This is a genomic window from Rhodovulum euryhalinum (genome assembly GCF_004342445.1).
Classification (GTDB): domain Bacteria; phylum Pseudomonadota; class Alphaproteobacteria; order Rhodobacterales; family Rhodobacteraceae; genus Rhodovulum; species Rhodovulum euryhalinum.
The window spans coordinates 45,556-62,641 of the sequence record NZ_SLWW01000012.1 but is presented as its reverse complement, the minus strand read 5'-3'; the positions used below and the strand labels follow the sequence as shown (position 1 = coordinate 62,641).

The window sequence follows — 17,086 nt, the reverse complement described above, 5'->3', positions numbered from 1 at the left end:
CATGAGCCCCGACCGCCCCTTCGACAGCTATGTCATCTTCGCCGAGATGCGGACCGGCTCGAACTTTCTCGAGGAAAACCTGAACGCGGTACCGGGGGTTCGCTGCCACGGCGAAGCGTTCAACCCGCATTTCGTCGGCCACAAGGGGCGCGACACCCTTCTCGGGGTCGACCAGACCACGCGCGACCGCGATCCCGGGACGCTGCTGGACGCGATGATCCGGGCGGACGGCGGGCTGGCGGGGTTCCGATTCTTCCATGACCACGACCCGCGGGTGTTCGACCGGGTGCTGGCCGACCGGCGCTGCGCCAAGATCGTGCTGACCCGCAATCCGGCCGAAACCTACGTCTCGCGCAAGATCGCGGGCGAAACCGGCCAGTGGCGGTTGACCGACATCAAGCATGCCCGCTCGGCCAGGGTGCGGTTCGACGCACGTGAATTCGCCGACCACCTCGACCGGCTTCAGGGGTTCCAGTTGCGGCTGATGCGGGGCCTGCAGACCAGCGGACAGACGGCGTTCTACCTCGCCTACGAGGATGTCGCCGATCTGGACGTGCTGAACGGGCTGTTGCACTTTCTCGGGGTCGAGGCGCGGCTCGGGGCGGTGTCGGACCGGCTGAAAAAGCAGAACCCAGAGCCGCTTTCCAAGAAGGTCGTGAACTTCTCCGAAATGGAGGCCGCGCTTGCCGCGCTCGACCGGTTCGACCTTACGCGCACCCCCTGTTTCGAGCCGCGCCGCGGGCCCGCCGTTCCGGGCCATGTGGCCGCGCCGGAAACGCCGCTTCTGTTCCTGCCGATCGCGGGCGGGCCGGTGGCGCGGATCGAGTCGTGGCTTGCGGCGCTCGACGGCAAGAAGACAGGCGCGCTGCGCCGCGGCTTCACCCAGAAGACGCTCCGCCAATGGAAGCGGCAGGCCCCGGGGCACCGGGCATTCACCGTGGTCATGCATCCGCTTGTGCGCGCGCATGCGGCCTTTGCGGCGCATGTGTTGCCGACCGGGCCGGGAAGCTTTCCGGTGATCCGCGCCGCGCTGCGCAAGAGCTACGGCGTGCCGCTGCCCGAGGGCGATCCCGGGCCGGCATATGGCGCGGCGGCGCATCGCGCGGCGTTTCTGGGTTTCCTGCGGTTTCTCCATGGCAATCTCGCCGGGCAGACCGGCCTTCGCGTCGATGCGAGTTGGGCATCCCAAAGCCGCGTGCTAGATGGCATGACCCAGGCCGTCCAGCCCGACATGGTGCTTCGCGCGGAACACCTGGAGACAGAGCTTGCGATGCTGGCCGCCCTGGTGGGCGCGGCGCCGCCCGCCCTGCCCGCTGCGACCGACGATGGGGCGCCGGTGCCGCTTGCGGCGGTATACGATGACGAGATCGAGGCCGCCGCGCACGCGGCCTATCAACGCGACTACCTGGAATTCGGCTATGGCGCTTGGCGCACCTAGCGCCAGAGTGGAAATGCCGGGGTCGGTTCGGTCGCCAAGACGTTCCAGCCGGATTGTCCGCGTTCCTGCCTCACGCCGCCTGGTTCGAGGTCTGCGCCTCGGTCAGGACCGCATGCAGCGTCGCGGGATCGGTGTTTGCGCGCAGCTTGCCGCAGACCGTCGCATCGCGCAGCGTGCGCGACACCAGCGCCAGCGCCTTGAGGTGGTCAACCCCCGAATCCTGCGGCGCAAACAGCGCAAAGATCAGGTCCACCGGCTGCCGGTCGACCGCGCCGAAATCGATCGGCTTCTCCAGCCGGATGAAGGCGCCCCGGACGTTGTCAAGTCCGGCGAGCCGGGCATGGGGCAGCGCGACGCCGTGACCCACGCCCGTCGGGCCAAGGCTTTCGCGTTCCTGCAGCGCGTTGACGGCCTCGGAGGCCGACAGGCCATAGACGGTCTGCGCCACCTCGCCCAGTTCCTGGAACAGGCGCTTCTTGCTGGACATCGTGCCGAAAACCCGCACGGCTTCGGGCTTCAGAAGGGTTGAAAGCTGCATGTGCCTCTCGCTTCTGTGGTGCTGCGCGGGCCTGCGCCCGCGCGCCAGGTCGGCTTAGGCTCAGGTGTCGATCCAGCCCACGTTCCCGTCATCGCGGGTATGCACGACGTTGATCTTGCCGGTCTTCTCGTTGCGGAATACCAGAAGATCCTTGCCGGCCAGTTCCATCTGCATCACAGCCTCGCCGACCGAGATCGCCGGGATCTGGGTCTCCATCTCGGCGATGATCATCGGCTGCAGGCTCTCGGGTTCTGCCTCATCCCCGTGCTCGGACGAAGCCAGCACATAGGAGGATGCCATCATCAGTTCGACCGGCTCTGCCCGGTCGCGGTGGTGATCCTTCAGCCGGCGCTTGTAGCGGCGCAGCTGTTTTTCCATCTTTTCGCAGCAGCCGTCGAACGCGGCGTAGATCTCGGTGGCATGCGCCTTGGCCTGGGCGGTCAGCCCCGTGGACAGGTGCACGGTGGCCTCGCAGACGTATTCGTGTGCGTTGCGCGAGAAAACCACGTTCGCGTCGGTCGGACGTTCGGCATACTTCTTCACCGCCGCATTCAGCTCTTCCTTGACATGCGTCTGAAGGGCCTCGCCGATGTCGATCTGTTTGCCGCTGATCTGGTAGAGCATCTTGCCTCCTGAGAGATATCCTGCCGCTGGCAGGGTTGCCCCCCGTTAAAGGTGGGGCGCGCCGGGGTCAACGGGGTTCGGGATCAGTCGCGTTGTCCGGCCTTTCGCCTCCTGCGTTCGAAGGATGACGGAATGGTAAGGCATTGCCTGTATTTGGCGACAGTTCGCCGGGCGATGTCAACGCCCTCGCGCCGCAGGTGTTCCGCAATCCGTTCGTCCGACAGGATGCGTCCGGGTGCTTCCGCCTCGACCAGCTTGCGGATCCGCCGCTGGACCGCATAGGCGGTGACCGCATCCTCGCCGGTGGCCGGCAGGGCGGGGGACACGAACAGCGACAGCGGGTGGACCGCGCCGCGGAATACCAACGCCTTGCCCGCCAGCGCGCGGCCCACCGTCGATGGGTGCAGATCAAGCGCGCACGCCATGGCGGCGCGGGTCATCGGCACGAGGTGGTCGGGGCCCCTGGCGAAGAAGCCTTGCTGGTCAGCGACGATCTGCCGGACCACCGCCTCGAGGGTACGCGCGCGGAAGCGCAGGGTCCGTATCCACCCAAGCGCATTTTCACGCATCCGCGCGGCGTCGGGCCGGCGGCCAAGCCCGTGCGCAAGGGCTGCGTCCAGTTCGGCCCGGGGCAGGGCATGGGGGTCGAGCACGGCAAAGAACACCCCGTCCGGGCCCTGCTCGACGATGACCTCGGGCACGGGCGGCAGGGTCTCGTCCGACAGGCTGTCGCCCGGGCGCGGGGTCAGGCGGGGCAGCATCTCGGCCATCGGGCGCAGCCGCGCCTCGGCCAGGCCGATGAGCGCCGCAAGCTCGCCAAGCCGCTGCCCGGCGAGAAGGTCGAGGCGGGCACAGGCGGCGCGCGCCTCGGCCTCGGGGAAGCCATGTTCGCGCAATTGCAGCGCAAGACATTCCTCAAGGCTGCGCGCGCCGACGCCCGCCGGTTCGCAGGCCTGCAAGGCCGCGATCGCCGATTCGACCTGACCGGGTGCGGCGCCCATCGCCTCGACATTTCCGGCGGCCTGGGGGTCGAGATAGCCGTCGTCGTCCACGTCTCCGGTCAGGAACCGTGCAATCGCGGCCACGGCGGGATCGAGGGGCATCAACGCGATCTGCCTGCGCAACCTTTCGCCAAGGGTCTCGGGCGCGGCCAGCAGCTCGGCCAGGGCAACGCCGCCTGCTCCCCTGTCCGGCGTGGGCTCGGACAGGCGGATCAGCGGGTTCTCGGCCGCGGCCTCGCGCAATTCGGCGGCAAGGTCGGCGGCGGGCATCCGCAGGATCGCCAGGCCGCTGCGCAGCCCCGGGGTGAGGCGCAGGCCCTGCGCGGGACGCGGCGTGAGGGAGGGGCGGAAATTCATGGGCCGGCCGTCACGAGATCCGGAAACTCTGGCCGAGATAGACCCGGCGCACGTTCTCGTCGCGGATGACCTCTTGCGTCGTGCCGCTCATCAGCACCTTGCCGTCGTGCAGAATATAGGCGCGATCGACGATTTCCAGCGTCTCGCGCACGTTGTGGTCGGTGATCAGCACGCCGATCCCGCGGGTCTTGAGATCAACCACCAGAGCACGGATCTCGCCCACCGCGATCGGATCAACGCCCGCGAAGGGTTCGTCCAGCAGCAGGTATTTCGGGTTCGCCGCCAGGCAGCGCGCGATCTCGACCCGCCGCCGTTCGCCGCCCGACAGCGACAGCGCCGGGGCGCGGCGCAGATGCTCGATCGAGAATTCCGACAGCAGCTCTTCCAGGCGTTCGCGCCGCTTGTGGGGGTCACCCTCGACGATCTCGAGAATCGCCAGGATGTTGTCCTCGACATTCAGCCCGCGGAAGATCGAGACCTCTTGCGGCAGGTAGCCGATCCCCATCCGCGCACGGCGATACATCGGCAGGCCGGTCACGTCGCGCCCGTCGATCGTGACGCGCCCGCCCTCGGGCATCACCAGCCCCGCAACGGCGTAAAAGCATGTGGTCTTGCCCGACCCGTTCGGGCCGAGCAGCGCCACCACCTCGCCCCGGTCGAGCGCCAGGTTGACGTCGCGCAGCACCGGGCGGCGGCGATAGTTCTTGCGCAGGCCGCTGACCCGCAGGCCCGCGGCGCCCTCGGCCACGGTCAGGTCCGCCCGGTCGGCCGTCATTGCGCCCCGCCGGGTTGCAGCACGGTGCGCACACGCCCTTCCATCGCGCCGGTGCCGCGGTTCAGGTCGACCACCAGCCGTTCGCCCGAAATGGCGCTCTGGCCCTGGGTCAACAGGACGCTGCCGGTCATCACGATGGTACCGCTGTCGATGGTATAGACCGCGCGCTCTGCCTCGGCGGCCTCGGCGCCAAGGGCGAGCACAACTTTGCCGCTCGCCTCCATCCGCGCGATGCGGCGCGAGGCGGCCTCGGGGCTGTCATAGACCACCAGCACCTGGTCGGCCGAAAGCCGCATGTCACCCTGCCCCACCAGCACGCCGCCGGTAAACACCGCGGTACCGTCGGTCTGGTCGACGCTCAGCCGCTCGGCGGTGACCTCGACGGGCTGGGTCCGATCATGGGCAAGCGCGCCGAAGGCGATCTCGGCGCCCTGGGCCAGGGCGAAGGACGAATCCAGGGCGAGGGCCAGCGTGGCCAAGGCGACGCGAAACGACAAGACCAGTCCCTTTCCCCTATTCTTCCGGATCGTATACCAGCTTGACGCCGCCGTTGAAAACCAGAACGTACCGGCCCTGGTTGGCGGGATCGGCGCTCAGCCGCATCGTGGCGGCCTCGATCCGTCCGGGCGGTCCCTCTGCGGTGACCGGTCCCTGGGCGGTGACGGCGGTTTCGGCCAGCGCCGATGTCAGGCTTTCGGCCTGCACAAGGTAGCCGGTCGAGGTTTCGATCCGCGCGCCGCCATCAAGCACGGCGATTTCGGCTGCGGGGTCCAGCATGCCGTGCGCCGCGGAGATGTCGGCATGGCTGCCGTCCGGCATGTCGAGCCGCGCGCGCATCGCCTCGGCGGTGGCGCCCCCCGGGCTGCCAGTATCGGGCCGGGCAGCATCTGCCCGCAGCGCTATGGCGGTGCCGTCCCGGGTCACGCCCGCGTAGTTTGGTGCACCGATCCGCTGTTCGCGCACCAGTTCCTCGACCTCGACGCGGGAATAGGGCAACTCGTCGCCGTTGCCAGGCCCGCGCGAGATCAGGAACAGTGTCGACAGGATGCCCAGCGCGGCCAGCGGCAGCACGATCTTGGCCAGCGCGATGAAACGGGAATAGGCGTTGTCATACGAGGCCATGCCTCAGGCGACCCCCGCGCGCAGACAGTCGTGGATGTGCAGGATGCCCTGCGGCCGGCCATCCGCGCCCACCACGAACAGGCAGGTGATCTTGCGCCCGTTCATCACCGCCACCGCCCTTTCGGCCAGCGCGCCGGGGTCGATTGTCAGAGGATCGGCGGTCATCACCTCGTCGACGGTGCGGTCCAGCAGGCCCGCCATGTGCCGCCTGAGGTCGCCATCGGTCACGACGCCCGAAAGCCGCCCCTCGGCATCCGTGACCCCGACCACGCCAAAGCTCTTCTGGCTCATGGTCAGAAGAGCGTCGGCCATCGGCGTGCCCGTGGCCACCAGCGGCATCTCTTCCCCCGCATGCATCAGGTCGCCGACACGGGAAAGCCGCGCACCCAGCTTGCCGCCGGGGTGGAACGCGCGGAAATTCTCGGGCGTGAACTGCCGGTGCTCCATCAGCGCCACGGCCAGCGCGTCGCCCAGCGCCAGCGTCATCGTCGTGGACGTGGTAGGCGCCAGGCCCATCGGGCAGGCTTCCTCGGCGGCGGGCAGCACCAGCGCCACGTCGGACTGGCGCAACAGGGTGCTGTCGGCGCGCCCGGCCACCCCGATCAGCGGGATCGAGAAGCGGCGGGTATGGGCGATGATGTCGGCCAGTTCCGGCGTCTCGCCCGAATTCGACAGCACGAGGCAGACGTCGCCGCGGGCCAGCATGCCCAAGTCGCCATGGCTGGCCTCGGCGGGATGGACGAAATGCGAAGGCGTGCCGGTCGAGGCGAAGGTCGCCGCGATCTTGCGCGCCACATGCCCCGACTTGCCCATGCCGGACACGATCACCCGGCCCGCCGCGCCAAGGATCAGCTCGACCGCGGCGGCAAAGCTGTCGTCCAGCGCCCCGGCCAGCAGGGTCAGCGCTCCGGCCTCGGTGGTCAGGACGCGGCGGCCGATGGCGATGGAGGTCTCGCGGTTCATGGGGGCCTCAATGGGCGAAGATGTCGATCTCGGGCCAGCCTTCGAGGTCAAGCCGCGCCCGCGCCGGCAGGAAGTCGAAGCAGGCCTGCGCGACGCCCATCCGCGCCTCGCGGTCCAGCATCGCGTCCAGCGTGGCCTTGAGCGCGTGCAGGTGCAGCACGTCCGACGCCGCGTAGTCGAGTTGCGCCGCCGTCAGCGTTTCCGCCCCCCAGTCCGAGCTTTGCTGCTGTTTCGAGATGTCGACGTTCAGCAATTCCTGCAGCAGGTATTTCAGCCCGTGCCGGTCGGTATAGGTGCGCACCAGTTTCGACGCGATCTTGGTGCAGTAGACCGGCGCCGCGACCACACCGAAGGCGTTCATCAGCGCCGCGATGTCGAACCGGCCGAAATGGAACAGCTTCAGCACCTTCGGGTCGGCCAGCATCCGCGCCAGGTTCGGCGCCGCGGTCTGGCCCTTGGCGATCTGGACGAGATGCGCGTTGCCGTCGCCGCCCGACATCTGCACCACGCACAGCCGGTCGCGATGAGGGTTCAGTCCCATCGTCTCGCAGTCGATGGCAACGACGGGCCCGAGATCGAGATCGTCGGGAAGGTCGTTCTGGTAAAGGAAATTCGCCACTTAGGCCCCTGATCTTGAGGGGTTGGTGCCCAGGAGAGGACTCGAACCTCCACGGCCGTTAAGCCACTGGTACCTGAAACCAGCGCGTCTACCAATTCCGCCACCTGGGCAGGTGTCGTGAGGCGGTGACTTACAGAGCGCCGCGTAGAGTGTCAACGGCGATTCGCGCTTCACCGCCGCGCGGGTTGCGGGCGGGGGCTTCGAGCTATATTTGCGGTCAGGGCGCAATTCGCGAGGGAGGCTTGCCATGTCCGGTCTGGTGACGATTTTCGGGGGCTCGGGCTTTGTCGGGCGCTATGTCGCGCGGCGCATGGCCGAGGCGGGCTGGCGCGTCCGCGTGGCCGTCCGGCGGCCGAACGAGGCGCTGTTCGTGCGCACCTACGGCGCGGTCGGCCAGGTCGAGCCGATCCTGTGCAACATCCGCGAGCGCGAGTCGGTCGCCGCAGCGCTGAAAGGCGCGGATGCGGTTGTGAACTGCGTCGGCATCCTGAACGAGACCGGGCGAAACACCTTCGGCCTCGTGCAGCATTACGGCGCGCTGCACGTCGCCGAAGAGGCGGCGAAGGCGCGTGTCGGGCGGCTGGTCCACATCTCGGCCATCGGCGCCGACCCCCATGCGAAAAGCACCTATGCCGAGACCAAGGGGCTGGGCGAGCAGGCCGTGCTGGAGCATTTCCCGACCGCCGTGATCCTCCGGCCTTCGGTGATCTTCGGCCCCGAGGACCAGTTCTTCAACCGCTTCGCCTCGATGGCGCGCTTTGCCCCGGTCCTTCCCGTGACCGGCGGCAATACCCTTTTCCAGCCGGTTTATGTCGACGACGTGGCGCGGGCCGCTGTCCTGGGCGTGACCGGCGAGGCCGCGCCGGGGGTCTATGAACTGGGCGGGCCCGAGGTTCGGAGCTTTGCCGAGTTGATGGAGACGATGCTCGAGGTGATCGGTCGGCGGAACCGGATCGTGCTGAACCTGCCGCTGGCGGTCTCGGCCGTGATGGGAACCCTGTTCGACCTGTTGCAGCGGTTGTCGCTGGGGCTGTTCACAAACACGATCCTGACCCGCGACCAGGTGACGAACCTTGCGCTGGACAACGTGGTGGGCAAGGACATGCCGGGCCTTGCCGAACTGGGTATCGAGCCGGTCGCGATCGAGGCGGTGCTGCCGGAATATCTGTGGCGCTATCGGCCGTCGGGTCAGTTCCACGAGATCCGGGAATCGGCCAGGCGCCTGCGGTCCTAGGTGTAGGCAACCCAGAGCAGCACGACGCCCAGCACCACCCGGTAGACGACGTAGGGCGTAAAGCTGATCGAGCGGGCCAGCCGCATCATCGCCGCCAGCGCGGCCAGCGCCGAGACAAAGGCGAACCCGGCGGCGATGGCGCCGTCGCGCGCCATGGCGAGATCGGCGTCCAGGATCACCTCGCCGCCCAGCAAGAGCCCCGAGGCCGCGATCGTCGGGATCGACATCAGCATCGACAGCCGCGCCGCCCCCACGCGATCATAGCCCAGCGCCCGCGCCGCGGTGATGGTGATCCCCGAGCGCGAGGTGCCCGGGATCAGCGCCACGGCTTGCCAGAGCCCCATGATCACGGCATGTCGCAGGGTCCATTGCGGGGCCGTGCGGATCTGCGGCGACCGCGTGTCGACCCACCACAGCACGATACCGAAGACCAGCATCGTCCAGCCGATCACCGCCATGCTGCGCAACGCCTCGTCCAGCCCGGTCAGTTCCAGGATCAGCCCGGCCACGATCACCGGCAGGGTCGCGACGATCAGGCACAGCGCGAGGAAGGCGCCGGGCGTGTCGATCTGCCCGCGCAGCACATGGCCAAGCCCCGCGACCGCCAGCATCGTGTCCTTGCGGAAATAGAGGATCACCGCGCCCAGCGTGCCGACATGCACCGCCACGTCGATGACCTGTCCCTGGTCTGCGGCGCCGGTCAGATGCGGCAAGAGGATCAGGTGGCCGGAAGACGAGATCGGCAGGAATTCGGTGATCCCCTGGATCACGGCGATGAGCAGAAGGTTGTAGAGTTCCATTGCACCTGGCCCTGATCGGAATCGCTGTCAGCATAGGGAGTTGATTTGGAATGAGAAGGTCGGGGAAAGGTCATATTGTGTTACCTAAAAGGGAGGGTCGGCCGGAGCCCGGGCGGAAAGGGCGGGAAAGAAAAACGCAATTAGGTCAGCAATTGTGACTTTCAATTCCCCCGGAACGCACGTATAGAACCGCGTCGAAGGGACGAGTCCGCCCGCAGGGAGCCAGCCATGTCGAAGCGTCCGATGCTTCAGTTCGTCAGCGTCGCCAAGGAAACCCCCGAAAAGCGGGAGGCAGACTCGCGCGCGCATGATTTCCACGAGATTTACGCCGAGTACGCCGCCGACAAGGCCGCCGAGCAGGCCGCGCGGTGCAGCCAATGCGGCGTGCCCTATTGCCAGACCCATTGCCCGCTGCACAACAACATCCCCGACTGGCTGCGCCTGACCGCCGAGGGTCGCCTGCAAGAGGCCTATGAACTGAGCCAGGCCACCAACACCTTCCCCGAGATCTGCGGCCGCATCTGCCCGCAGGACCGGCTGTGCGAAGGCAATTGCGTGATCGAACAGTCGGGCCACGGCACGGTCACGATCGGCGCGGTCGAGAAATACATCACCGACACCGCCTGGGATAACGGCTGGGTCCAGCCCATCGCGCCTGCGGCCGAGCGGCCCGAAAGCGTCGGCATCATCGGCGCCGGGCCCGGCGGGCTAGCGGCGGCGGATGTCCTGCGCCGGGCGGGCCTTCAGGTCACCGTCTATGACCGCCATGACCGCGCGGGCGGGCTGCTGACCTATGGCATCCCGGGCTTCAAGCTGGAAAAGGACGTGGTGATGCGCCGCGTGCAGCAGCTGGAACAGGGCGGCGTCGAGTTCGTGCTGAACTGCAACGTGGGCGAGGACATCAGCTTTGACGCGATCCGCGGCAAGCATGACGCGGTGCTGATCGCCACCGGCGTCTACAAGTCGCGCGTGATGCAGGCGCCGGGCGTGGGTGCGCAGGGCATCGTGCGCGCCATCGACTATCTGACCACCTCGAACCGGGTGGGGTTCGGCGACAGCGTGCCGGAATTCGAGTCGGGCGAGTTGAACGCGAACGGCAAGCGCGTCGTGGTGATCGGCGGCGGCGATACCGCGATGGATTGCGTGCGCACGGCGATCCGGCAGGGCGCGCGATCGGTGAAATGCCTTTATCGCCGCGACCGGGCGAACATGCCGGGGTCACAGCGCGAGGTGCAGAATGCCGAGGAAGAGGGCGTCGAATTCGTCTGGCTGACCGCGCCCAACGGCTTTGCCGGCGATCCGGTCGAAGGCGTCATGGTGCAGAAGATGCGGCTGGGCCCGCCGGATGTCACCGGCCGCCAGAGCCCCGAGGTGATCGAGGGCGCGGATTACGTCGAACCCGCCGACCTGGTCATCAAGGCGCTGGGCTTCGAGCCCGAGGATCTGCCGGCGCTGTGGGGCGAGGCCGCGCTGGAAGTGACCCGCTGGGGCACCATCAAGGCCGATTTTCGCAGCCACGAAACCAGCCTGCCGGGCGTCTATGCGGTGGGCGACATCGTGCGCGGGGCCAGTCTGGTGGTCTGGGCGATCCGGGACGGGCGCGAGGCAGCCGACAGCATCCTGGCCTACCTGAACCAGCCCGCGCAGGTCGCGGCCGAGTGACGGCGCCGGAGGCGATTGCATAGGAAGCGGGCAAATCGGAATTTCATCGGACTTTTTTCCGACGCCCGCGACGATCGACGGAACGACAGGACAGCATCCCTGACCCGGAGCGTTGAGGAAAGATGACCACGCGGACCACGCCACTGGACGGACATTGCCTCTGCGGTGCGGTGCACATCAGCGCCGTGCCCCGGGCATCATCGGTCTCGGCCTGCCATTGCTCGGTCTGCCGGCGCTGGTCCGGGGCGGCGATCTGGTGCCTCGACGCCGCGCCAACGGATGTCCATGTCACCGGCGAGGTCCGGACCTACAGGTCGTCGCCCTTCGCCGAACGCGCCTTCTGCCCGGTCTGCGGCACCCACCTGTGGATCCGCGACGACCGCGAAGGCTATGACCTGATGCCCGGCCTGTTCGAGGCGGCATCAGGCTTTCCGCTGAACCACGAGGTCTATGCCGACCGGGCCTTCGCCGCGGTCCGGCTGCAAGGATCGCACGCGCGGATCAGCCGCGCCGACTACGAAGCTTCACACCCCTTCATCGAGGGAGATGCACGATGACCAAATACGATTCCGACTGGGTGGCCCGCGAAGAGGCGAAACGCGCCTTTGTGGCGGAACAGGGTCTTTACCGCCCCGATGACGAGCATGCCTCTTGTGGGGTCGGCCTGGTCGTCGCGATCGACGGCAAGCCGTCGCGCAAGGTGGTCGAGAACGGCATCGACGCGCTGAAGGCGGTGTGGCACCGCGGCGCGGTGGATGCCGACGGCAAGACCGGCGACGGCGCGGGCATCCATGTGCAGATCCCGGCGCCCTTCTTCTATGACCAGATCCGGCGCACCGGGCACGAACCCCATCCCGACCGGCTGATCGCGGTGGGCCAGGTGTTCCTGCCGCGCACCGATTTCGGCGCGCAGGAGGTCTGCCGGACCATCGTCGAGACCGAAGTCCTGCGGATGGGGTACTACATCTACGGCTGGCGCCACGTCCCGGTGAATACCGAGGTGCTGGGCGAGAAGGCCAACGCGACCCGTCCCGAGATCGAGCAGATCCTGATCTCGAATTCCAAGGGCGTGGACGAAGAGACGTTCGAGCGCGAGCTTTATGTCATCCGCCGCCGGATCGAGAAGGCATCCGCCGCGGCGCAGGTGCCCTCGCTCTACATCTGTTCGCTGTCCTGCCGCAGCGTGATCTACAAGGGGATGATGCTGGCTGAGCAGGTGGCCGAGTTCTATCCCGACCTGCAGGACGAACGCTTTCAGTCCGCCTTCGCGATCTACCACCAGCGCTATTCGACCAACACCTTCCCGCAATGGTGGCTGGCCCAGCCGTTCCGGATGCTCGCCCACAACGGCGAGATCAACACGCTGAAGGGCAACCTGAACTGGCTGAAGAGCCACGAGATAAGGATGGCGTCGTCGGCCTTCGGCGATCTGGCCGAGGACATCAAGCCGATCGTGGCGCAGGGGTCCTCGGACTCGGCGGCGCTCGATTCCGTGTTCGAGGTGCTGGTGCGGGCGGGGCGCAACGCGCCAATGGCCAAGACCATGCTGGTGCCCGAGGCCTGGTCGCAGGCGGCCGTCGAACTGCCCAAGCCCTGGCGCGACATGTATGCCTATGTCAACAGCGTGATGGAGCCCTGGGACGGCCCCGCTGCGCTGGCCATGACCGACGGGCGCTGGGTCTGCGGCGGGCTGGACCGCAACGGGCTGCGGCCGATGCGCTATGTGGTGACCGGCGACGGTCTGCTGATCGCGGGGTCGGAAATCGGGATGGTGCCGACCGATGAGGCCAGCGTGCGCGAAAAGGGCGCGCTGGGCCCGGGGCAGATGATCGCGGTCGACATGCGCGAGGGCAAGCTGTTCCGCGATTCCGAACTGAAGGACCTGATGGCCGCCAGCCAGCCCTTTGGCGAGTGGCTGGAAAAGGTGCATGAACTGGACGAGAGCCTGTCGCAGGTGGACGAGAAGCCGCTGTTCGAGGGCGGCGAACTGCGCAAGCGGCAGATCGCGGCGGGCTTTACCATCGAGGAGATCGAGTCGATCCTGGCGCCGATGGCCGAGGACGGCAAGGAGGCGATCGCGTCCATGGGCGACGACACGCCCAGCGCCGTGCTGTCCGAGAAGTACCGGCCGCTGAGCCATTTCTTCCGGCAGAATTTCAGCCAGGTGACCAACCCGCCGATCGACAGCTTGCGCGAATACCGGGTGATGAGCCTGAAGACGCGGTTCGGCAACCTGCGCAACGTGCTGGACGAGGATGGCAGCCAGACCCGGATCATCATCCTGGAGAGCCCGTTCCTGGGCAACGCGCAGTTCGACGAACTGGTGCGCCAGTTCGTGGTGCCGATGACCGAGATTGACTGCACCTTCCCTGCGGGCGCGGGGCCCGATGCCCTGCGCGACGCGCTGGCGCGGATCCGCGCCGAGGCCGAGGATGCGGTGCGCTCGGGCTCGGGGCATCTGGTGCTGACCGACCAGCACCAGAACGAGGACCGGGTGCCGATGCCGATGATCCTGGCGACGTCGGCGGTGCACAGCTGGCTGACGCGCAAAGGCCTGCGGACCTTTACCTCGGTCAACGTGCGCTCGGCCGAATGCATCGACCCGCATTACTTCGCGGTGCTGATCGGCTGTGGCGCGACCACGGTGAACGCTTATCTGGCCGAGGACACGATGGCCGACCGGATCCGGCGCGGCCTGCTGGACTGTTCGCTGACCGAGGCGGTGGCGCATTACCGCAAGGCGATCGACCTGGGCCTGCTCAAGATCATGTCCAAGATGGGCATCTCGGTGATCTCGTCCTATCGCGGCGGGCTGAACTTCGAGGCGGTGGGCCTGAGCCGCGCGATGTGCGCGGAATACTTCCCCGGCATGCATTCGCGGATCTCGGGGATCGGCGTCACCGGCATCCAGCGCAAGCTGGAGGAGGTGCACCGGCTGGGCTGGCGCGGCGGGCGCGACGTGCTGCCGATCGGCGGCTTCTACAAGGCGCGGCGCACCGGCGAGACCCATGCCTGGGAAGCCAGGACGATGGCGATTCTCCAGAAGGCCTGCGATACTGCGTCCTTCGAGATGTGGAAGCAGTTCTCGGCCGCGATGCGGGCAAACCCGCCGATCCACCTGCGCGATCTGCTGGACATCAAGCCCATTGGCAAGCCGATCCCGATCGAAGAGGTGGAATCGATCACCTCGATCCGCAAACGCTTCGTGACGCCGGGCATGTCGCTGGGCGCGCTGTCGCCCGAGGCGCACAAGACCCTGAACGTGGCGATGAACCGGATCGGCGCGAAGTCCGACTCGGGCGAGGGCGGCGAGGATCCGGCGCATTTCCACCCCGAACCGAACGGCGACAACCCCTCGGCCAAGATCAAGCAGGTGGCGAGCGGTCGGTTCGGCGTGACGGCGGAATACCTGAACGCCTGCGAAGAGCTGGAGATCAAGGTGGCCCAGGGCGCCAAGCCCGGCGAGGGCGGCCAGCTGCCGGGGATGAAGGTCACCGACCTGATCGCGCGGTTGCGCCACTCGACCAAGGGCGTGACGCTGATCAGTCCCCCGCCGCACCACGACATCTACTCGATCGAGGACTTGGCGCAGCTGATCTATGACCTGAAACAGATCAACCCGCGCTGCAAGGTAACGGTCAAGCTGGTAGCCTCTTCCGGTGTGGGCACCATTGCGGCGGGCGTGGCCAAGGCCAAGGCCGACGTGATCCTGATCTCTGGTCACAATGGCGGCACGGGCGCGTCGCCTGCCACGTCGATCAAGTATGCGGGCCTGCCGTGGGAAATGGGCCTGACCGAGGCGCATCAGGTGCTGTCGATGAACAACCTGCGCGAGCGGGTGACACTGCGCACCGATGGCGGTCTGCGCACGGGGCGCGACATCGTCATGGCGGCGATGATGGGGGCCGAGGAATACGGCATCGGCACCGCCGCGCTGATCGCGATGGGCTGCATCATGGTCCGGCAATGCCAGTCGAACACCTGTCCGGTGGGCGTCTGCACCCAGGATCCGAAACTGCGCGCCAAGTTCACCGGCAATGCCGACAAGGTGGTGAACCTGATTACCTTCTACGCCCAGGAGGTGCGCGAGATCCTGTCCCAGATCGGCGCGCGGTCAATGGACGAGGTGATCGGGCGCACCGACCTGCTGGCGCAGGTCAGCCGCGGCTCGGCGCACCTGGACGATCTGGACCTGAACCCGCTGCTGATTCAGGTCGATGCCAACGACCGGCCGCGGCTGGACCGGTCGCGGCCGCGAAACCCGGTGCCCGACACGCTGGACGCCGAGATCCTGCGCGATGCGCACCGCTTCTTCGAGGAAGGCGAGAAGATGCAGGTGAGCTATGCGGTGCGCAACACGCACCGGTCCATCGGCACGCGAGTGTCCAGCCACATCGTCACCAAGTTCGGGATGCGCAACAAGTTGCAGCCCGACCACCTGACGGTCAAGCTGGCGGGCAGCGCCGGGCAGTCGCTGGGCGCGTTCGGGGCGCCGGGGCTGAAGCTGATCGTGGCGGGCGATGCCAACGACTATGTCGGCAAGGGCCTGTCGGGGGCGACCATCGTGGTGCGCCCGCCGCTCTACACACCGCTGGACCCGGCCGAGAACACCATCATCGGCAACACGGTGCTGTATGGCGCGACCGACGGGTACCTGTTCGCCCTCGGGCGGGCGGGTGAACGCTTCGCTGTGCGGAACTCGGGCGCCAAGGTGGTGGTCGAGGGCTGCGGCTCGAACGGGTGCGAATACATGACCGGCGGCGTCGCGGTGATCCTTGGCCGGATCGGCGCGAACTTCGGCGCCGGGATGACCGGGGGCATGGCCTATCTCTACGACCCCGAGGGGGTGGCCGCCGACCTGATGAACATGGAAACGCTGCTGACCTGCCGGATCAGCGTCCAGCACTGGGAGGCCGAGCTGAAGGGCCTGATCGCGCGCCATGCCGAGGAAACCGGCAGCCGCCGGGCACGCGACATCCTGGACCACTGGGATCTGGAAAAGGGCAACTTCCTGCAGGTCTGCCCGCGCGAGATGCTGCCGCACCTGACCCACCCGCTGGGCATTGAGGAACGCGCGGTTCCTGCGGAATAGGGTCTGTTGCAGCCCGGACTTCGACCCCCGCGGCACAGCCCGCGGGGGTCTTGCGTTTCGGGCGCTGTGGTCAAGCGGGCGCGGCTCGGCTATCAGGCGGCCATGGCACGGCGAAAGACACCGGCACGGAAGAAGGCGGCCCGCAAGGCGGGCAGGGGGTGGTTGCGGCTGCCCTCGCTGCCACGTCCACGGATCACGCGGCGCCGCCTGGCCTGGGGCGCCGTGCTGGCGGTGGTGCTGGCGATTGCCGGACCGTCGGTGGTGAACCCGCCCCTGACCTGGACAATGTGGTCCGAGGCGCGGCGGCTGGGCGGCATAGAACACCGCTGGGTCGCGGCCGGAGACATCGCCCCGGTGATGCTGCGCGCGACGGTGGCCGCCGAGGACGCGAATTTCTGCCGCCACTGGGGGTTCGACATGCGCGCGATCCGCGGCGCGCTGGCCGAGGGCGCGCGCTATGGCGCCTCGACCATCAGCCAGCAGACGGTCAAGAACGTCTATCTCTGGCAGGGCCGCAGCTGGCCCCGCAAGGCGCTGGAGGCGATGATCACGCCGCTGGTGGAACTGACCTGGTCCAAGCGCCGCATCCTCGAGGTCTATCTGAACGTGGCCGAGTTCGACGAGGGTGTGTTCGGCATCGACGCGGCCGCGCGGCACCATTTCGGCGTGCCGCCCGCGAAACTGTCGGCCGCCCAGGCGGGCGCGCTGGCCGCGGTGCTGCCCGACCCCAAGGGGCGCAACGCCGCCCGCCTGACGCCCGCTTTGCAGAAACGCGCCGCGCAGATCCTCGACGGGGCGGCGACGATCAGGGCCGATGGCCGGTCGGATTGTTTCGAGAGTTGAAAAACCGGGCCTGACACG

Annotated in this window: 15 protein-coding genes and 1 tRNA gene; 6 read left to right on the top strand and 10 right to left on the bottom strand. The window is 67.7% G+C overall.

Going from position 1 to position 17,086, the window contains the following annotated elements; all coding sequences use genetic code 11:
• Position 1 precedes the first annotated feature (1 nt).
• The gene (locus tag EV655_RS14235) at positions 2 to 1,438 is read left to right on the top strand and encodes a nodulation protein NodH (RefSeq protein ID WP_132545989.1); all 1,437 of its coding nucleotides are present in this window, start codon (positions 2 to 4) and stop codon (positions 1,436 to 1,438) included.
• A gap of 70 nt (positions 1,439 to 1,508) precedes the next feature.
• On the opposite strand, the gene EV655_RS14230 is transcribed toward EV655_RS14235, so the two are convergent.
• The 9 genes from EV655_RS14230 to EV655_RS14190 all read right to left on the bottom strand — a co-directional run bounded on the left by EV655_RS14230 (position 1,509) and on the right by EV655_RS14190 (position 7,547).
• Positions 1,509 to 1,976 carry a PTS sugar transporter subunit IIA gene (locus EV655_RS14230; RefSeq protein WP_132545987.1) on the bottom strand — a complete coding sequence of 156 codons (468 nt, stop codon included), beginning with the start codon at positions 1,974 to 1,976 and terminating at the stop codon, positions 1,509 to 1,511.
• Positions 1,977 to 2,036: 60 nt separating this feature from the next.
• Positions 2,037 to 2,600 carry a ribosome hibernation-promoting factor, HPF/YfiA family gene (gene hpf, locus EV655_RS14225; RefSeq protein WP_132545985.1) on the bottom strand — a complete coding sequence of 188 codons (564 nt, stop codon included), beginning with the start codon at positions 2,598 to 2,600 and terminating at the stop codon, positions 2,037 to 2,039.
• An 83-nt stretch (positions 2,601 to 2,683) separates the two neighbouring features.
• Positions 2,684 to 3,958, bottom strand: coding sequence for an RNA polymerase factor sigma-54 (locus EV655_RS14220; RefSeq protein ID WP_132545983.1), 1,275 nt, complete (start codon positions 3,956 to 3,958; stop codon positions 2,684 to 2,686).
• 10 nt (positions 3,959 to 3,968) lie between these two features.
• Positions 3,969 to 4,733, bottom strand: coding sequence for an LPS export ABC transporter ATP-binding protein (gene lptB, locus EV655_RS14215; protein ID WP_132545981.1), 765 nt, complete (start codon positions 4,731 to 4,733; stop codon positions 3,969 to 3,971).
• Positions 4,730 to 5,230, bottom strand: coding sequence for a lipopolysaccharide transport periplasmic protein LptA (gene lptA / locus EV655_RS14210; protein WP_132545979.1), 501 nt, complete (start codon positions 5,228 to 5,230; stop codon positions 4,730 to 4,732). Before lptA ends, lptB begins: the two co-directional genes overlap by 4 nt.
• Before the next feature lie 16 nt (positions 5,231 to 5,246).
• Positions 5,247 to 5,855 (bottom strand): hypothetical protein, encoded by a 609-nt coding sequence (locus EV655_RS14205; RefSeq protein WP_132545977.1) that lies wholly within the window; start codon positions 5,853 to 5,855, stop codon positions 5,247 to 5,249.
• Positions 5,856 to 5,858: 3 nt separating this feature from the next.
• On the bottom strand, positions 5,859 to 6,818 hold the full coding sequence (locus EV655_RS14200) for a KpsF/GutQ family sugar-phosphate isomerase (RefSeq protein ID WP_132545975.1): 960 nt from the start codon (positions 6,816 to 6,818) through the stop codon (positions 5,859 to 5,861).
• Between the two features lie 7 nt (positions 6,819 to 6,825).
• Positions 6,826 to 7,437, bottom strand: coding sequence for a ribonuclease D (locus tag EV655_RS14195; protein ID WP_132545973.1), 612 nt, complete (start codon positions 7,435 to 7,437; stop codon positions 6,826 to 6,828).
• Positions 7,438 to 7,460: 23 nt separating this feature from the next.
• Positions 7,461 to 7,547: transfer RNA gene (locus EV655_RS14190), tRNA-Leu, on the bottom strand.
• Positions 7,548 to 7,684: 137 nt separating this feature from the next.
• Here EV655_RS14190 and EV655_RS14185 point away from each other — a divergent pair.
• Positions 7,685 to 8,671 carry a complex I NDUFA9 subunit family protein gene (locus EV655_RS14185; RefSeq protein ID WP_132545971.1) on the top strand — a complete coding sequence of 329 codons (987 nt, stop codon included), beginning with the start codon at positions 7,685 to 7,687 and terminating at the stop codon, positions 8,669 to 8,671.
• On the opposite strand, the gene EV655_RS14180 is transcribed toward EV655_RS14185, so the two are convergent.
• Complete coding sequence (locus EV655_RS14180; RefSeq protein ID WP_132545969.1) at positions 8,668 to 9,471, bottom strand: undecaprenyl-diphosphate phosphatase; 804 nt, start codon at positions 9,469 to 9,471, stop codon at positions 8,668 to 8,670. The genes EV655_RS14185 and EV655_RS14180 overlap by 4 nt on opposite strands.
• Positions 9,472 to 9,699: 228 nt before the next feature.
• On the opposite strand from EV655_RS14180, the gene EV655_RS14175 reads away from it, so the two are divergent.
• The 4 genes from EV655_RS14175 (at position 9,700) to mtgA (ending at position 17,068) form a co-directional block, all read left to right on the top strand.
• Positions 9,700 to 11,133 carry an NAD(P)-dependent oxidoreductase gene (locus EV655_RS14175; protein WP_132545967.1) on the top strand — a complete coding sequence of 478 codons (1,434 nt, stop codon included), beginning with the start codon at positions 9,700 to 9,702 and terminating at the stop codon, positions 11,131 to 11,133.
• 122 nt (positions 11,134 to 11,255) lie between these two features.
• Positions 11,256 to 11,690 (top strand): GFA family protein, encoded by a 435-nt coding sequence (locus EV655_RS14170; protein WP_132545965.1) that lies wholly within the window; start codon positions 11,256 to 11,258, stop codon positions 11,688 to 11,690.
• The gene (gene gltB / locus EV655_RS14165) at positions 11,687 to 16,225 is read left to right on the top strand and encodes a glutamate synthase large subunit (RefSeq protein WP_132545963.1); all 4,539 of its coding nucleotides are present in this window, start codon (positions 11,687 to 11,689) and stop codon (positions 16,223 to 16,225) included. Before EV655_RS14170 ends, gltB begins: the two co-directional genes overlap by 4 nt.
• A gap of 102 nt (positions 16,226 to 16,327) precedes the next feature.
• A complete protein-coding gene (gene mtgA, locus EV655_RS14160; protein ID WP_132545961.1) occupies positions 16,328 to 17,068 on the top strand; it encodes a monofunctional biosynthetic peptidoglycan transglycosylase in 741 nt (246 codons plus the stop codon).
• Positions 17,069 to 17,086 lie beyond the last annotated feature (18 nt).

Coding starts and splice junctions, on each gene's coding strand:
- EV655_RS14180 (WP_132545969.1), bottom strand. CDS start 9,471: ATGGAACTCTACAACCTTCTGCTCATCGCCGTGATCCAGGGGATCACC.
- hpf (WP_132545985.1), bottom strand. CDS start 2,600: ATGCTCTACCAGATCAGCGGCAAACAGATCGACATCGGCGAGGCCCTT.
- EV655_RS14170 (WP_132545965.1), top strand. CDS start 11,256: ATGACCACGCGGACCACGCCACTGGACGGACATTGCCTCTGCGGTGCG.
- lptB (WP_132545981.1), bottom strand. CDS start 4,733: ATGACGGCCGACCGGGCGGACCTGACCGTGGCCGAGGGCGCCGCGGGC.
- EV655_RS14200 (WP_132545975.1), bottom strand. CDS start 6,818: ATGAACCGCGAGACCTCCATCGCCATCGGCCGCCGCGTCCTGACCACC.
- EV655_RS14235 (WP_132545989.1), top strand. CDS start 2: ATGAGCCCCGACCGCCCCTTCGACAGCTATGTCATCTTCGCCGAGATG.
- EV655_RS14205 (WP_132545977.1), bottom strand. CDS start 5,855: ATGGCCTCGTATGACAACGCCTATTCCCGTTTCATCGCGCTGGCCAAG.
- mtgA (WP_132545961.1), top strand. CDS start 16,328: ATGGCACGGCGAAAGACACCGGCACGGAAGAAGGCGGCCCGCAAGGCG.
- EV655_RS14175 (WP_132545967.1), top strand. CDS start 9,700: ATGTCGAAGCGTCCGATGCTTCAGTTCGTCAGCGTCGCCAAGGAAACC.
- EV655_RS14230 (WP_132545987.1), bottom strand. CDS start 1,976: ATGCAGCTTTCAACCCTTCTGAAGCCCGAAGCCGTGCGGGTTTTCGGC.
- gltB (WP_132545963.1), top strand. CDS start 11,687: ATGACCAAATACGATTCCGACTGGGTGGCCCGCGAAGAGGCGAAACGC.
- EV655_RS14220 (WP_132545983.1), bottom strand. CDS start 3,958: ATGAATTTCCGCCCCTCCCTCACGCCGCGTCCCGCGCAGGGCCTGCGC.
- EV655_RS14185 (WP_132545971.1), top strand. CDS start 7,685: ATGTCCGGTCTGGTGACGATTTTCGGGGGCTCGGGCTTTGTCGGGCGC.